The 16,351-nt window shown below is 43.4% G+C and carries 10 protein-coding genes; all 10 read right to left on the bottom strand.

Going from position 1 to position 16,351, the window contains the following annotated elements; translation table 11 throughout:
* Positions 1 to 3 precede the first annotated feature (3 nt).
* The gene (locus tag IH597_01385) at positions 4 to 492 is read right to left on the bottom strand and encodes a dCMP deaminase family protein (protein ID MBE0661091.1); all 489 of its coding nucleotides are present in this window, start codon (positions 490 to 492) and stop codon (positions 4 to 6) included.
* Between the two features lie 196 nt (positions 493 to 688).
* On the bottom strand, positions 689 to 1,243 hold the full coding sequence (locus IH597_01380) for an AAA family ATPase (protein MBE0661090.1): 555 nt from the start codon (positions 1,241 to 1,243) through the stop codon (positions 689 to 691).
* A 78-nt stretch (positions 1,244 to 1,321) separates the two neighbouring features.
* A complete protein-coding gene (locus IH597_01375; GenBank protein MBE0661089.1) occupies positions 1,322 to 1,927 on the bottom strand; it encodes a TIGR00730 family Rossman fold protein in 606 nt (201 codons plus the stop codon).
* A gap of 154 nt (positions 1,928 to 2,081) precedes the next feature.
* Positions 2,082 to 2,777 (bottom strand): lipoyl(octanoyl) transferase LipB, encoded by a 696-nt coding sequence (gene lipB, locus IH597_01370; GenBank protein ID MBE0661088.1) that lies wholly within the window; start codon positions 2,775 to 2,777, stop codon positions 2,082 to 2,084.
* 192 nt (positions 2,778 to 2,969) lie between these two features.
* Positions 2,970 to 3,872 carry a lipoyl synthase gene (gene lipA, locus IH597_01365; protein MBE0661087.1) on the bottom strand — a complete coding sequence of 301 codons (903 nt, stop codon included), beginning with the start codon at positions 3,870 to 3,872 and terminating at the stop codon, positions 2,970 to 2,972.
* A 347-nt stretch (positions 3,873 to 4,219) separates the two neighbouring features.
* Positions 4,220 to 5,380 carry a T9SS type A sorting domain-containing protein gene (locus IH597_01360; protein MBE0661086.1) on the bottom strand — a complete coding sequence of 387 codons (1,161 nt, stop codon included), beginning with the start codon at positions 5,378 to 5,380 and terminating at the stop codon, positions 4,220 to 4,222.
* A 99-nt stretch (positions 5,381 to 5,479) separates the two neighbouring features.
* The gene (locus IH597_01355) at positions 5,480 to 7,723 is read right to left on the bottom strand and encodes a tail fiber domain-containing protein (GenBank protein MBE0661085.1); all 2,244 of its coding nucleotides are present in this window, start codon (positions 7,721 to 7,723) and stop codon (positions 5,480 to 5,482) included.
* A 7-nt stretch (positions 7,724 to 7,730) separates the two neighbouring features.
* Positions 7,731 to 10,514: a tail fiber domain-containing protein gene (locus tag IH597_01350; protein ID MBE0661084.1), complete on the bottom strand. Its 2,784-nt coding sequence runs from the start codon at positions 10,512 to 10,514 to the stop codon at positions 7,731 to 7,733.
* 108 nt (positions 10,515 to 10,622) lie between these two features.
* Entirely contained in the window at positions 10,623 to 12,065 is a 1,443-nt protein-coding gene (locus IH597_01345) for a T9SS type A sorting domain-containing protein (GenBank protein MBE0661083.1), read from the bottom strand.
* Positions 12,066 to 12,183: 118 nt separating this feature from the next.
* The gene (locus IH597_01340; GenBank protein MBE0661082.1) at positions 12,184 to 16,251 is read right to left on the bottom strand and encodes a response regulator; all 4,068 of its coding nucleotides are present in this window, start codon (positions 16,249 to 16,251) and stop codon (positions 12,184 to 12,186) included.
* Positions 16,252 to 16,351: the final 100 nt, after the last annotated feature.

Genomic DNA, 16,351 nt, shown 5'->3' with positions numbered 1-16,351 from the left:
AAGTTATTGCTTCTCGTACTTCAACACTTCGTCATTCACATAAAACAGTTGAATGCCGGCATCGGCAAACATAGCCTCAGATTCTGAACCGCTGTGATACCGGTATTCGCAAACCACCCTTTTAATCCCGCAATTGATGATGAGCATGGCGCAGGTGCGGCAGGGGGTCATACGGCAATAGAGTGTGGCGCCTTCAAGCGCGATACCCAGGCGGGCGGCCTGGCAAATGGCGTTTTGCTCGGCATGCACCGTACGAACGCAATGCTGGGTCACTTTGCCATCTTCGTGGGTCATGCTTTTAAACAAATGGCCCACTTCATCGCAATGCGGCAAACCGATGGGCGATCCCACATATCCGGTTACAAGAATCTGGCGGTTCCGGGCGATCACACAACCGCTTCGGCCGCGATCGCAGGTGGCACGCTTGGCAATGGTGTTGGCTACTTCCATGAAGTACTCATCCCAGGTGGGGCGGATGTATTTTGAAGACATTGTTATTTCGGATTTTCGATTTCGGATTTCGGATTTATTGTGTGATTCAGTGATGCAGTTTGGAATGTTGGAGTAATGGAGTGATGTATTCGATTGCCACTCGCCTGCCGATTGCTAACTGCCAATTGCTAACTGCCAACTCATACCGTAAAGTCTTTATTGATACTGATAAATTTACTGCCTTAGTGGCTAGTTTTCATAATATTTTCTCCAGCACCTTATCCACCTCATCATTCAGCACCTGAATGCTTCCTTCATTCTGAAATACAAAATCGGCCATTTCGATGCAACGGCGCAGGTTTTGTTTGTTGGGGTCGTCGGCATCCATTTCGCGTTTTTCGTTTTCCAGGAAAGTCTCGAAATCAATTTTGTCGGTTTCTGAGTTACGGGCAAAGATACGTTCATAACGGACTTTTGGGTCGGCATCAACGGCAAAAAGATAAAATCTTCCTTTCGATCGCAAAGATTCCACCTCGCCGGGAGTGCGAATGCTTTCGATCACGCAGTTCTGCTCTGTTTCAAACGCCCGGTCATACAACTGATCCGTAACAAATGAAGGGGAATTACGTGTGCGTAAATCGTTGGCAACAACCACCATGCTGTCGCGGTTCACAGGCATTCCCCTGCGTTCAATTTCCTCAATCAGGTAAGCCCGGACTGAATAATGTGCGAACCCTTTTTCACCGACCATGTACTCAACAATGGTTCCTTTCCCCGCGCCAAGTGTTCCTGTGATACCAATTACGATCATTTTTTTATTTACGATTTTGGATTTACGATTTCCGGGCAGTGACCCTGCCGAAGTGCCAACTGCAACTGCCAACTCTTTCTACGCCAATAAGTTCTTCGTTGCCACTTTCAGCTCATCCACCCATTTGCTTGGCGGCTTCTGAGGTATGAATTCCATGATTTTCTTCATCAGCCTTTCGGCGTCCTCATCTACCAACAGGTTCGCTCTATGCTCGGTTCGCACAAACTTTTCTTCAACTGTGTGATCCAGGAATTTCAGCAAATGATCATAATATCCGTCCACGTTATAGAGGGCAGCCGGATTGTTGATCAGATCGAGCTGGTTCCACGAAAGGATCTCAAAAATTTCATCCAGCGTGCCCAGCCCGCCCGGCATGGCAATAAAAGCATCCGACAAGGACGCCATCATGGCTTTGCGTTCGTGCATGGTGTCAACCAGGTGGAAGTTCTGTAAGCCGTTGTGTGCGATTTCTTTATCAGCCAGGCCGTTGGGCATCACACCTGTAACTTGTCCGCCGCCAGACAGCACTTCATCGGCAATGATACGCATCAGTCCTATATTGCTGCCGCCATAAACAAGATTACAGTTGTTTCTTACGATGGCTTTACCAAGCAGCCGGGCGTTTGCCGCATAGCTTTCTCCCCGTCCGGTGCTTGAACCGCAGAAAACGCATATGGTTGTTATTGTAGCGATTGTTTTATCCATTTATAAAGTCTGTTTTTGAACAGTAGAACAATTGAGTATTAGAACAATTGAATTATGAAGTTCCATCATGCAAACTTATTAAAATTCCACTTTGTATCATTATCCGTCAGACCGCTTGGAGCGGTCGGACGGGTCAGAGAAGTTCCATCTCAAACACCTCCGTAATTTTTCCTCTCAGCTTTTGTTTCACCGTTTCCATATCTTGTTTATTGCCAAGTTCTTTCTCCATGGAGGTCACTGCTTTATCTGTAAACCCACAAGGATTTATATGATTGAAAAAGCTCAGGTCGGTGTTCACATTAAATGCAAAGCCATGCATGCTTACCCAGCGGCTTGTGCGAACCCCAATGGCACAAATTTTCCTGACACTTTTTGTACCTGCATCCAGCCACACACCCGTGGCGCCTTCCAGACGGGTAGCGGCAATTCCGTAATCTGCAAGCAAATGAATGACGGATTCTTCGAGCTTGAAAATATAATCTTTTACGCCGCTTACAAAATATTCAAGGTTCAGGATGGGATAGCCGACAATTTGCCCCGGGCCGTGATAGGTGATATCACCACCGCGGTTGATTCGGAAAAACTCAGCTTCTTTGGCCTGTAGCTGAATGTAGTCAACCAGCAGGTTTTGTTCTGAACCGCTTTTGCCAAGGGTGTAAACATGTTTGTGTTCGCAGAAAAGCAGGTAGTTTGGAGTTATTTCCAACTCGCTTCCCGTTGCAATTTGCTTTTTGGCTTCAGTAATCTCATTAAAAAGCTTTTCCTGGTAATCCCAGGCCTCTTTGTATGCGATAAGCCCCAGATCTCTATAAATGACTTTGTGGTTAATGGGTTTGTTATCTAACACTTTGATTTACGATTTCGGATTTTAATAGAACGCTGAAGACGCGGATTTAACTGATTTTCGCAGATTATTGCCGATTGCCAATTGCCAACTGCCAACTTTTCTATGAATTTTGAAATTGAGTTTTAGACTTTGAATTTTGACCTTTGATCTTTAGACTTTGAATTTATTTGGAATTTAGGACTTGGAATTTGAGACTTGGGACTTGGAGCTTGGGTCTTCAACAAGCTGATGCTCCGCATGATACGACGATCTCACCAGCGGATTGCTCTCCACCACACGAAAACCTCTCTTCAGCCCTTCTTCCCTGTATCTTGCAAAAATATCAGGATGAATGTATTCTTCAACAGGCAGGTGTTTGATGCTTGGCTGCAGGTACTGCCCAATGGTCAGAACTTTACAACCGGCTTTTAGCAGATCGCCCATGGTTTCCATGATTTCTTCATAGGTTTCGCCCAGGCCAAGCATGATGCCTGACTTTGCAGTTAAACCGCTTTCTGCAATCCACTTAATTACCTGTAAACTTCTGTCGTAGTTAGCTGCACTGCGAACTATGGGTGTTAGTCTTCGAACCGTTTCAAGGTTATGGGCGGTAATATTCGGTTTCTGATCCAACACCAACTGAAGGTGATCTTTGTTTTCCTGGAAATCCGGGATCAGCACTTCTATGGTTGTTCCGGGATTTTCTTTACGAACCGCTTTGACGGTTTCGGCCCAAATGGACGCGCCGCCGTCTTCTAGGTCATCGCGGTCAACGGAAGTGATCACACAATGTTTCAGGTTCATCAGCTTTACCGATTGCGCAACACGCTGAGGTTCCTGATCATCAAGCGGTAAAGGTTTGCCTGTAAGGGTCGCACAGAAGCGACAGGAACGTGTGCAAATCTCACCAAGGATCATAAAAGTGGCTGTACCTGCGCCCCAGCATTCCCCAAGGTTCGGACAATTGCCACTGCTGCAGATGGTATGCAGCCCGTGGCCTTCCACAATCTGTTTTACCTTGCGGTAGCCCTCCCCTCCAGGTAGTTTGATGCGTAGCCAGGAGGGTTTGCGTTTGTATTGATTCTCTGAATTATTCATTTACCCAACTTCAATTTGCAAAAGTAAACTTTTATAGGAAGGGTGGTTTACCATGATTAACAATGGAACGCTGATGACGCGGATTTGGCGGATATTCGCAGATAATGTTGGTGCCACGAATGCACGAATAAGATATATCCATCCGTGAATCCGTGGCAACTATTCAATCGCCTAAAAGGCACATTAATACAGGTTTGGATAGCTCTTTGCACCTACATGCTGATTGCATTCCTAAAAATATTCTTAAAAGTGGACTCTCTTGTTATGAAATCGCGTAAATTATCATTGTGTCAGTTTGAGGTAAAATGCAACACTAGTGAGTTAATAATTGAACGCCAGAATTCAGCTTACTGCTTAATTATTTTTTGCCAATATAGCTTCTCCCCCTGCAGCACCCAAATGATATATATGCCGTGTGGATTTTCGTCGAGGTTGAACTTATATCCGCTTTCATTTAAAAGTGTAACCTGCTGAACCAACTCGCCCATCATGCCGTAAATCTCAACTTTGGCAGTTGAGTTTTCTTCTGTTTCAGGTAGTTCAAGGGTAATAATGCCTGTGGTGGGATTGGGATAAACGCTTATGCCCTGAACGAATGGCAAGGTTCCCTCAAATATGATTTCAGGAATAGGCTGGTCGGTTGCAGCCACAATGGCTTTGGCATTGCTGCAATAGAATCCGTCAGGGTCAATCCATGCGTGCAGGTAGCCATTGCTTTCAACAATTACACCCGGAAGCAGCAATACCGACTGTCCGGACACCAAATGAAAAATACCGCCACTTTGCACCAGCAGATTTTGAACCGAAATGGTTTGCACGGCATCAAAACAGAGTTCCTGCCCGTTGGTAACGGTTACGTTTTCAACCAGCCTGTTTATCGGTACTTCGCTCCAATGTATGCGACTAAAGGGGTCGTTTTCAAAAGTCTCGCCTGCAAAATTGCCGTTGAAGTTTGTGAAGGTTACCTCGCCAAAGTTAAGGGTTTTGGTAACATTATAATACTCATTGCCGGATGTGGAGATGAAAGATACACCATCAATGGTCAATTCCTGGCTGTTGTTGATGGTGAGAAAAGTGCTGCCAGATGACCCGCTCTGAAAAATACTGTTGTTGAGTGGGAATACCGGGTCAATGGTAGCGCCTGATTGAATGTTTAGCCCATCTCCGCTCATTTTTTCGAAAGTCGCGTAATCTGCGCCTATTGTTCCACCCGAACTAACAATGAATACGAAGTATCCGGCAGAGGTAACGGTAACGGGGTCGCCATCAGCGCCCCTAAGGGTGAGAATGCCGCCATCATTAACGGTGAGGGTTTTCTCATCGCTTAGTTTTAGGATTGAACCGGATTCAAGTTTGAGGTCACCGTCATTATCAACTACAATATAACCATCCACATACATAACGGTTCCACCGGTAATGATCATGTTGGTTCCGATTTTAATGCCTTGAGCAAGGGCCACTCCTGCTGTGAGCAGAATTGTAAGCATAAGGGTTAGGGTTGTTCTCATTGTCTTTTATGCTTGAGTGTTTTTTTTAAGTCCATTTTTACCGGAAGTTGAGAAAGGGAAACTACAAGTTCAATTTCTCAAAACCGTTAAGATTATTTGTTAATGGTTTGCTGAAGAACTTTTTTCATTTTCCAATACCTCGATCCTTTTCATCAGTGCTTCGATGATGGCCTGTTGTTCTTGCACAGCTTTTACCAGGGGAACTACAAATTCCGCATAACGAAGGCCATAGGTATCTTTAGCATTTTTAGGAGGATCTACACCGCTGAAATCATAACCTATTGAACGGGATGCTGCTTCTACATCTTGTGCAAAAAATCCGGAAAACTTCATGGTGTCTTTTCCTGATTCAGCCAGGGCTTCTTCTTTTTCAGCATAATCTACACCCAGAAAATTGTTGATGGCACTGATGTTGAGATTATAGGTTACCGGCTCAAGTAATTGAATGAATTTCAACCCGGGAACATCTTTCGAAACATTGGATTTAAACCGTTTATCGGAAATATTGGTCCAGTTGGCATATCCACCAATGCTGGTTACACCGGCATCTCCCAAGCGGATTTGATTGCTGGCAGTGATTGATACCGCGTCACCCAGTGCCGCTGAATTAGAAATATAACTGGCAGGAGTAGTGGCAGAGGCACCTATTATGGTATTGTATGAACCCTGAGGTAAAGCATATCCTGCCTCATTACCCACTGCTGTATTCCTGTTACCATAATCAACTGAATACAGGGCTTTGTCACCAATAGCGGTATTTCCATATCCTACTGTATTGGTATATAGTGCTTGCTGCCCTAATGCTGTAATACTGAAAGCTGTAGTGCCTTGCCAGGCAGCTTCGGAGCCAACTGCCACATTTCCTGAAGTATTATTATTGAATAACGCATTTAAACCAATGGCAACTGAATTGCTTCCACTTACATTTTGATACAAAGCCGATGTGCCCATGGCCACGTTCAAATTCCCCCCTGAATTGTGATATAAAGCCTGGAAGCCATTGGCTGTATTGTTGTAACCCAATAAATTCGAATGTAAGGCTTCAACCCCGATGGCTGTATTTTGATATCCTTCTGTATTGGAAGAAAGAGCAGAATTTCCGTTAGCTGTATTGAAAATACCTGAGGTGTTTGCATAAAGTGCCTTTCTGCCAATAGCCGTATTCCAAAATCCATTGACATTGTGGAGCAAGGCACTTGAGCCCACTGCGGTATTAAATGACTGCGTGTTGTTGTACAGTGCCGAATCGCCAATGGCTACTACATGATCTGCCGTTTGCCCAAGAGCAGCAGCACCAATGCCTACAGCAACATTGTTGCTTCCTGACTGATTGCTCAACAGCACCATATAACCGATTCCTACATTCGAATTTCCGCCCCAATTGGCTTGCAGGGCACGAGTTCCATAGGCAGAATTGTTATTGCCCGAAGCTGTAGATAAGGCGAGATATCCGAATGCACAATTGTTGTTGCCGTCAGAATTGGCATGAAGCGAATGTGAACCAACCGAAGTATTGTAACTGCCTTTGGTAGTACCTTCCTGGGAAAATGCACCAACAGCGGTGTTGTTGATACATTCTGAGGTTGAAATAGTGCTGTTGTTGTTAAGAAGCGCTCTTGTTCCGATAGCCGTATTTCCATACCCCGCTGTATTTTTTTTTAGAGCTTCGTACCCTAATGCTGTGTTAAAAGAACCATAAGAATTAAACATAAGCGCTTTGAATCCTATGGCTGTATTTTCTTCACCCTGAATGAAGAATGGATCCCAACCACTGAAATTATATAACAGCGCTGAATCACCAATAGCAACAAGGCCTGAAATGCTGTCATTACTTCTTAATGCCCCGTTACCAATGGCGATGTTGCTTTTGCCGGTTTGGTTGAAAATCCCTGTATTGCTGCCGATCAAAATATTATCAGATAAAGGTTCAATCCGCATGGAGTCAATCCTGTATCTTGGATTCGTCGCATTGCCAAGATAGATTTCAATAATATCATCATCCGGATCCAAACCATTACCTGTTGTAATTCTTGTGTCGAAATCGAAATCTGCTATTTCCCGGGCAAATTCATTGGTTAGGTATTCCCAGGTACCTGATTTATAATACAGGAAACTTTGGGCATCGGTAGCATAAATCAACAATCCTTCGGCAGGATTTGAGATTGCAAAAGCCTGAGCTGCAGACATCCGCGGCACCAACATGCCCTGTGTGGTGGATTTTACATCCAGCATCGCTGAGGGATCCGGATCAGATTCATCATTATTGATACCTACACCCTGTGAAAAGGATACTAATGAAAGCATGGCTGCCACAATAGTTAATAGTAATCGATGTGTTTTCATATTGCGTTTATTTGTTTTCAAGTATTTCAATACGTTCAAATAATGTTTTTATCAAAGCTTGCTGTTCCTGGTTTTCTTCGGCAAGCTCCTGCACAGCTTTTACCAGTGGCACAACAAACTCGGCATAACGAAGGCCATAAGTGTCTTTATCATTTTTGGGTGCATCTACACCGCTGAAATCGTAGCTTATCGATAGGGCCGCCGTCTCCACGTCCTGGGCCAGCAATCCGGTCATTTTCATGTTCTCCTTTCCGGATTCTGCAAGTACTTCTGCTTTTTCGGAATTATCAACACCCAAAAAATCATTGATCGCTGATACATCCAGATTATAGGTTACCGGTTCAAGAAGTTTAATGAAATCCAACCCGGGAACATCTTTGCTGACATTGGTTTTAAACCGTTTATCGGAAATATTGGTCCAGTTGGCATATCCGCCGATGCTGTTGACACCTGCATCACCCAACCTTATCTGGTTGCTGGCTGTAATGTTTACAGCATCCCCCAGCGCAGCCGAATTATTATATGATGTAGAAAAACTTGTGTAAGCTCCTATCATGGTATTATAGCTGCCGCTTATGGTGTTTTGCCCTGCATAATTTCCGACTGCGGTATTTCGATTACCTGAACCATTGGATTGTAATGAATGGTTTCCGATGGAAGTATTCATAGATCCGGAATTACTTGTTGAAAGGGCATAATTACCAAGGGCCGTATTTGCATATCCATTGATATTATAATATAAGGCAGTATTGCCCATTGCAGTATTTTCATAACCGCCCTGGTTTCCACGGAGGGCATTATGACCAACAGCCGTATTAGAGTATCCTGTATTATTCAAAAATAGTGTTTTTGAACCCACAGCTGTATTGTATTTTCCTTCATAAAATCCTGTCGCTCCGGTGCCATTATAATACAATGCTGAATCGCCAATGGCAACTGTATTACTAACCGTTTGACTATTAAAAGCCGCACCAGCGCCTATGGCTACATTTGAATATCCGGTTGTATTGTTATAAAGTGTAAAAAATCCGTATGCTGAATTGTGATTTCCGGTTGTGTTATATCCAAGTGCGAATACACCATCTGCTGTATTATATTTCCCAGTTGTATTGCTACTGAGCGCATGAGCACCAGTTGCTGTATTATCATATCCTAATGTATTGGATTCAAGTGCAGATATGCCAGTTGCTGTATTATAATAGCCTATCGAGTTGGAATAGAGTGCATAAGAACCAGTTGCTGTATTATTATCACCAGTTGTGTTTGAGTAAAGTGCCTTCGACCCCACCGCCACATTTTCTGATACAAGATTATTGAACAGTGCCGAATCGCCAATGGCAACCACATTACTGGCTGATACTCCGGTAAAAGCAGCCATGGCACCTATGGTCACATTAGATTGCCCGGTTGAATTATTAAAAAGCGCATAAGTTCCCACTGCCGTATTTAAACTTCCCGTAGAATTGCTAATCATTGCACCCCTCCCAAAAGCAGAATTTGCACTTCCACCTGTGTTATCGCCAAGAGAACCTGCACCCACAGCCGTATTCTGTTGGCCATCCTGATTGGAGAGAAGCGCAGAAAATCCAACAGCTGTATTCTCATCACCAAGAGTGTTTTGATACATTGATCTCCAGCCAATTGCTGTATTCCCTGCTCCGATTGTATTAGTAGCAAGGGCAGTATAACCAAAAGCTGAGTTGTAATTACCAACGGTATTTGAATAGAGTGTCTCATACCCGATTGCGGTATTGGTGGTGCCTGTTGTATTGCTAAACATGGCTTTTGAACCCACGGCCACATTGCCTGATTCCAGGTTGCTATACAATGCCGAATCACCGATGGCAACCACATTATGCTGGCCGCTCCCCTGTGAAGCAGCATTTACCCCAATGGCAACATTTGAAAATCCATTTTGATCACCCTCAAGTGCACTATACCCGATGGCAGTGTTTGCCCTTCCGCTTATGTTGAAGCCCATAGATTGCCAGCCAATTGCCGTATTATAGCTTCCGGAAAGTGATTCATATAAGGCAGACTTGCCAACTGCAACGTTTGAGCTCCCTGTTTCATTTCGAAATAGGGAACCGTTTCCCAGTGACACGTTGCTATTCCCTGAAATATTATTGTTTAATGAGTAAAAACCAATAGCAACATTAAATTTTCCATTAATGTTTTCTTCCAACGCATTTACACCGATTGCAAGGTTTCCTTCTCCGATTGAATTATTCAATAAACTTTTATTACCGATGGCCATGTTATAGGCTCCACTATTATTCATCAAAGCGGAATCCCCAAAAGCTATTATTTTTTCAAATATAGTTGCGTTTTTCCCAGCATCCCTACCAATAAAAATACTCCCAATCAAAGGTTCAATTCTTAAGGAATCTATCCTATATTTTGGTTCGCTATAATTGCCAAGATAAAATTCAATCAGGTCATCATCCGGATGTAAACCATTGCCTGTTGTAATTCTCGTATCGAAATCAAAATCGGCTATTTCCCGTGCAAATTCACTGGTCAGGTATTCCCAGGTGCCTGATTTGAAATACAGAAAACTTTGGGCATCGGTAGCATAAATCAACAATCCTTCAGCAGGATTTGAAATTGCAAAAGCCTGTGCAGCAGTCATCCTCGGAACCAACATGCCCTGCGTTGTTGATTTCACATCCAGGATAGCCGATGGATCCGGATTGGATTCATCATTGTTAATACCAACTCCCTGTGAAAATGTGATGAGGGTGCTGAAGAGGAAGATTGCTGTTAGAAAAGTAGTTTTTGCCTTGTTCATACCAGTTGTTTTTATTTACAGCCAAATTAGCTTCATTTGGAGTAAATAACTTGTGGTATTTCTGCGAAGGCTTGTGGTATTTCTGCATTAGGTTAATCAAAACAGAATTTACCGGCTCAAAATTAATTGCTTCGCGCAATTAAAGTTGCCTGATAGCAGGCGGTAATAGTAAATTCCGTTTGGTAGTTGCTTGTTTTCAAAACGAACCGAATAGCTTCCGGCATGCTTGTATTCATGCACCAATGTTGTTATGAGCTTACCTGATAAGTCAAAAACTTCCAGGGATACGGTTCCTGATGTTGGGATGGAATAATAAATTGTAGTTTCGCCAGAAAACGGATTTGGAAAATTCTGACCCAGTCTATATCCTTTCGGCTTCGTGGATAGATGATCTGCAATACCAACCTGCCCGTTTGCATCAAGGTGGAGTAGCCAGACATCTATTTTACCGGCTCCAAAGGATGAGGTAAAACCACAAACTGTTATTCTGCCGTCAAAGGTTTCAATTATGGAAAAGCCTATTTCAGCGCCGGTTTCCCCATAGGTTTTTGTCCATAAGGTATATCCGCTGATGTCTGTTTTGATCAGCCAGAGATCAAAATCCCCATCTGCCGAAAACGAAGAAGTAGTTCCACACACTAAGAAGTCACCTTCTGCTGTCTCGGTGACTGAATAGCCGGCATCATTCCTGTCTCCGCCAAAAGTTTTGGTCCAGAGTGTATCGCCGTACATATCCGTTTTAATCAAAAACAGATCCGGACCTCCACCGGTAACGATATATCCTGCATCAGCCGTTTCCTGCACCGAATTGGCAATTCCGGCCAGACTGCCGCCATAGGTTTGTGACCATTCAATTTCACCATTGCTAAATAGTTTAAGCAGCCAGACATTAACATCATTAAATCCCTGCAACTGTGTGTACCCTGCTATAATATAGCCCCCGTCTGATGTTGCCTGCGCTTCAAAGGCAATGTCGTTATAAATTCCGCCATAGGTCTGCGACCACAACGAATCACCAACGGTGTTTGTTCTTATGATCCAAAAATCGGAAAAGCCGGCCCCAAACGATACTGTAGAACCAATAATTACATAACCGCCATCATCGGTTTGGAAAACCGAGTTACCGAAATCATTGTTAGGGCCCCCAAATTTTTTGGTCCACAAAGTGTCCCCGCTGCTGTTTGTTTTTAATAACCAGACATCGAAGCCTCCTGACTCCATCGTTGCATTGTACCCAACAATGATATACCCATTATCTGTTGTTTGCTTTACATCAACACCGATTTCATTGCCCGCTCCACCATAGGTTTTTGTCCAGACGGTGTCGCCGAAGTTGTTTGTTTTAATGAGATAGAGATCAGAATCCCAGGGCTGATTTGGAAATGTGTTCCCGGTAATGATATAGCTGCCATCAAAAGTTTGTTGGACTACATTCCCTTCATCGTCATTATTTGCACCATAGGTTTTAGTCCAGGTGTTTTGCGCGCTTACAGTAATCGGTCCAAGTCCGATAAGTGTAAGCAAAATGAGTTTATATATTTTATTTTTCATTCAGCTAAAATAGCTTCATTTGGAGTGAATGGCTTGTGGTATTTCTGCAAAGGCTAATGGTATTGTTGCAAAGTCAATTAATTGAGGCTATTCAGATGGATCTGGTGAAAGAACCGAATTAACTTTTCAATTTAGCCTCCGTCGGCGACAGCCCAAACTCTTCCTTAAACACGCGGCTGAACCAGGCCGGATCGTTAAATCCCACTTCGTATGCGATTTCGGAAACAGACAGGTTGGTCGTTTCGAGTAATTCTTTTGCTTTCTTCAGCCGGATCGTCCGGATGAAAATGGCTGTGGATTTACCGGAGATGGCTTTCAGTTTCCGGTATAGCTGGCTTTCGCTGAGGTGGACCTCACTGGCCAGGTCAGTGGCATTAAATATGGATTTTTCCAGATTGGCTTCCACAATTTGAAAAGCTTTCAGAATAAATTGTTCTTCCCGACTTGCCGGAATTTCAGGCCCGGCTCTAAATTCCAGTTTACCAAATTTAGCTTGCAATTGCCTGCGAAGCCGGAGTAGTTGCTCAATCCTTACCAGCAATTCCTTTTTGTTGAAAGGCTTGGTAAGATAAGCATCTGCCCCCCGTTCAAAACCTGAAATCCGGTCGGTATCACTAACTTTCGCGGTGAGCATGATCACAGGAATATGGTCGGTACGCTCATCGGTTTTTAAGGAATTACAAACCTCAAACCCATCCTTACCGGGCATCATCACATCGGTGATCACCAGGTCGGGAATGAGATCAAAAGCCATTTGAATAGCCTTTTCACCGTCTGACGCCCATTTCACCTTGTATTGTTTCCGGATGATGTCGCGAATATAAGCGGCCACGTCTGGATTGTCTTCCGCAATCAGTACCAAGGGTTTTATATTTCCAATTTCGGGCTGATCTTCTTCAAAAACATCGGTAGGTATTGTCTGTTGGATCAACAGTTTCTCAACTTGCACACTATTGGATGAAATTCCCTTAGCATTCCGGGAAACCGGCACTACCACTTCAAACTCACTTCCTTTTCCTGGCTGGCTTTTTACAGAAATGGTACCGCCAATCCGTTCTACGATCTCTTTTGTCAACGAAAGTCCGATGCCGGTTCCGCCCCTGTTTTGCTGAACTGCTGATTCCACCTGGTAAAAGCGGTCGAATATCCTGGATTGTTCACCTTCCGGAATGCCCACACCGGTATCTTTTACTTTGATGTGAAGGGTATTGGCAGAGAATTCAAATTTCACATGACAGATTACTTTGCCTCTTTTTTCTGTAAATTTTATAGCATTTGTGAGCAGGTTCGAAACTACTTTTGAAAGCTGATCGGAATCATAATCCATCTCCAGTAATTCGGTTTCGGAGTAAAAAGTGAGTTGGATTTCTTTGGTGGAAGCCAACGATTGATGGCTTTCCACGATGTATTGAAGCCAGGGAATGATATTGGACAGGATGGGGTTGTATTTGAGTTTACCTTGCTCCAGCCTGGCAAGATCGAGCATCTGGTTGACCAGGTGAAGCAGGTTGCCGCCACTTCGTTGAATGGTTTCCATGCTTTTTCTGAATTGAATCTTTTCGATGGTTTCAAACGAATGGGTAAGTTCTTCAGCCAGTCCCATAATCACGGTAATGGGTGTGCGGAATTCATGGGTGATATTGGCATATAACCTGGTTTTTAGCTCATCCATCTCGAGCAGGCGAAGGGTTTCGCGATGAGCCAACTGCCGTTTGATCTGGAAACGGTAAAGCACATAAAACAGCACGGCTATCAGCAATAAAAAGAGTACAAAAGCCCATACTGTTTTCCACCAGGGTGGTAAAACTTTGAAGTTTAGCACCAATTCTTTTGTTTCGCCCAGGCCGGATTCGGACACGGCCTGCACTTTGAACTGATACGACCCAGGCTGAAGATTTGGGTAGGCAACTTCATGCACGGAGGGATTTTCATACCAGTCCGTATCCACACCTGAAAGTTTGTGCTGGAATGAGATGCCTTGATGATAAAGTTCCAGTGCTGAATAGCGGAATGATAAAAAGTTTTCATTGTATCGCAGCTTCAATGTATCATCGTTGATGGTTGAAATCACTTTATCAAAAATCCTGATAGATATGAAATAGGGTTCAGGTGTCCGGTATAAAACTTTGAGGCTGTCGGGATGGAAAAACCCGAGACCACGCCGGTAACTGATGGCCATGCGTCCATCCGACAATAATTTTAGTTGGCCGGGAATGAGGGCACCTTTATCTGACCAGGCATCGAGGAGTGGTATTCCGTAATTTTCATCGAACAGAACCGATGCTCCCGAATTTGTATTGATGCGGAAAAGGCCCTTCTCTGCCATGCACCAAAGCCTTCCCCTTTGATCAAAAGCCATATCCCCAATCATTCCGGTTTTTATGGAACTGAGAAAATTACTCAGTTTTACGCCTTCCTCAGGGTTCTTCAAATCAATAAAACCTAATCCATGAGTTGCAATTGCTACCCAAAGCGTATCTCCGGAAATTTCGCCGAAACAAGTCAGGTCATATTTATTTTCAGCATCTTTGAAATAACGTAATGAATCTGTTTGTGGATCATAATAACCGTAGGATTCGCCTCTGCGCCGAAACCATATCCTATTTTGAGGGTCAATGCACAATTCACTAAACAAGGGGAGTTCATGACCCGTGGTAAAAATGTCGCTCCAGTTACGAATGTTTTTTACATTGTTGTTCTCATCTATGTACTGCTGTAATCCCAGGTTTCCGGAAGCTACCCAGATATGGCCTGTTGTATCCTGCTTGATATCAGTAAAAGCCGGAAAATGGGCGTAAGGATAATTCAGGGCTTTAGTTTTTTTACTATCGGGAAAATATTGATAAATTTCATCAGAAGCCAAAAAAAATATCTCCCCGTTTTGTAATCGAATAATTTCGACCAGATTGTATTCAGATATAATCCTTTGTTTGTAGGGAGTTATTCCGAAACTGTTTGTTATTAAATCGAAATAATGTAATCCTTCGCCCCGGCCATAGCCAATAAGCAATTCGTTTTTCAAGGTATCCTCAAAAAGAGAAAGGGTTAGATACCAATGATCCTCATCTAAAGGATTCAAAAAAAAGTTGTTTACCGGATGATTCCCAGGATTGAGGATAAATACGCCTGTCTCTGAACCCAGCCACAATTGCCCTTCTTTATCCGTAAAATAAAGTTCGGGGGCAAAACGGTGCCCACTTTCGTTTTTGAAGGACTTGATAAAATTGATTCTACCATTTTGCGGATTCAATATCCCTAATCCCTGCAATGATGAAATCCAGACACCACCATCAGGGTGCACTGCACAAGGTGCAATTCTATTCGTAATGGAAGATGCTTCTTGGGTTGATGGCCCAAAACGTCCGGAAAATTTTTCGGTTTGGGTGTCGAAAACAACCATATCAAAGTTCCACGTACCCAGGTAAAGTTTCCCATCCGGGTGAGGAACAATCAGGTTAAACTGGTTTATCTCACGGATGTAGTCCTTATCGGGATAATAAAACCATGAAAGGCTTTCGGTATGGTTGTTATACTTTAGCAAACCAGCCAGGGATGCAAGCCATAAGATGGAATCATTATTCAGATCCTGACAGATATCATGGATCATGTTGGTTGAAATCCGGTCGAGAATGACCCCTGCAGGTAGATTTTTATCAAGCTTAAAAGTGTCGAAATCTCCGGATAAAGAATTGAACCGGCTGAACCCATTGTCAGTACCGACCCAAATTATTCCCTGCTTATCGGTAAATATCGTGTTTACCGGTGCCGGGATGGATCGGGGTTCAGCAGGATTGACATAGTAATTACTACAAACCCCTGTTAACGGATCGAACATACTGATTCCCTCATTTGTCCCGACGATCAAATGCTGTCTTTTTTCATCCCAACATAGTCCGTTGCGCGGTATCCGGTTACCAATTAGTGAGGTGCTGTCGGTTTGGTTTTGCTGGAAAACAATCGCACTAATACCATCCCATCGGCATAAACCCTTTGTTGTTCCGAACCACACAAATCCATAATCGTCCTTAATGATTGCTGTTACAACGTTTGATGGAAGGCCATTAGATATGGAAATTTGCCGGGTTGAATAGGCAAAATCTTCAGCAAAGTTATAAGGATTTGATGAAAACAAAATTTTACCAAAAGCCGTTATTGAAATTAGGAGGATCGTAAAATTAAAATGCATATTTCTCTTTCGAATTCTCCTAAGTTGTAGCTCGCTTGTCAAGAGTCTGTTAATTTGGATAATACAAATTTGCAAACCAAAAATAAACAATAATGAATAG

It is taken from the genome of Bacteroidales bacterium (genome assembly GCA_014860575.1).
In the GTDB taxonomy this organism is placed as follows: Bacteria; Bacteroidota; Bacteroidia; order Bacteroidales; family JAAYJT01; genus JAAYJT01.
Note: the sequence above shows the minus strand (reverse complement) of the source record. Positions and strands in the feature narration are given on the sequence as shown.

Coding starts and splice junctions, on each gene's coding strand:
- IH597_01385 (MBE0661091.1), bottom strand. CDS start 492: ATGTCTTCAAAATACATCCGCCCCACCTGGGATGAGTACTTCATGGAA.
- IH597_01380 (MBE0661090.1), bottom strand. CDS start 1,243: ATGATCGTAATTGGTATCACAGGAACACTTGGCGCGGGGAAAGGAACC.
- lipA (MBE0661087.1), bottom strand. CDS start 3,872: ATGAATAATTCAGAGAATCAATACAAACGCAAACCCTCCTGGCTACGC.
- IH597_01360 (MBE0661086.1), bottom strand. CDS start 5,380: ATGAGAACAACCCTAACCCTTATGCTTACAATTCTGCTCACAGCAGGA.
- IH597_01355 (MBE0661085.1), bottom strand. CDS start 7,723: ATGAAAACACATCGATTACTATTAACTATTGTGGCAGCCATGCTTTCA.
- IH597_01350 (MBE0661084.1), bottom strand. CDS start 10,514: ATGAACAAGGCAAAAACTACTTTTCTAACAGCAATCTTCCTCTTCAGC.
- IH597_01345 (MBE0661083.1), bottom strand. CDS start 12,065: ATGAAAAATAAAATATATAAACTCATTTTGCTTACACTTATCGGACTT.
- IH597_01340 (MBE0661082.1), bottom strand. CDS start 16,251: ATGCATTTTAATTTTACGATCCTCCTAATTTCAATAACGGCTTTTGGT.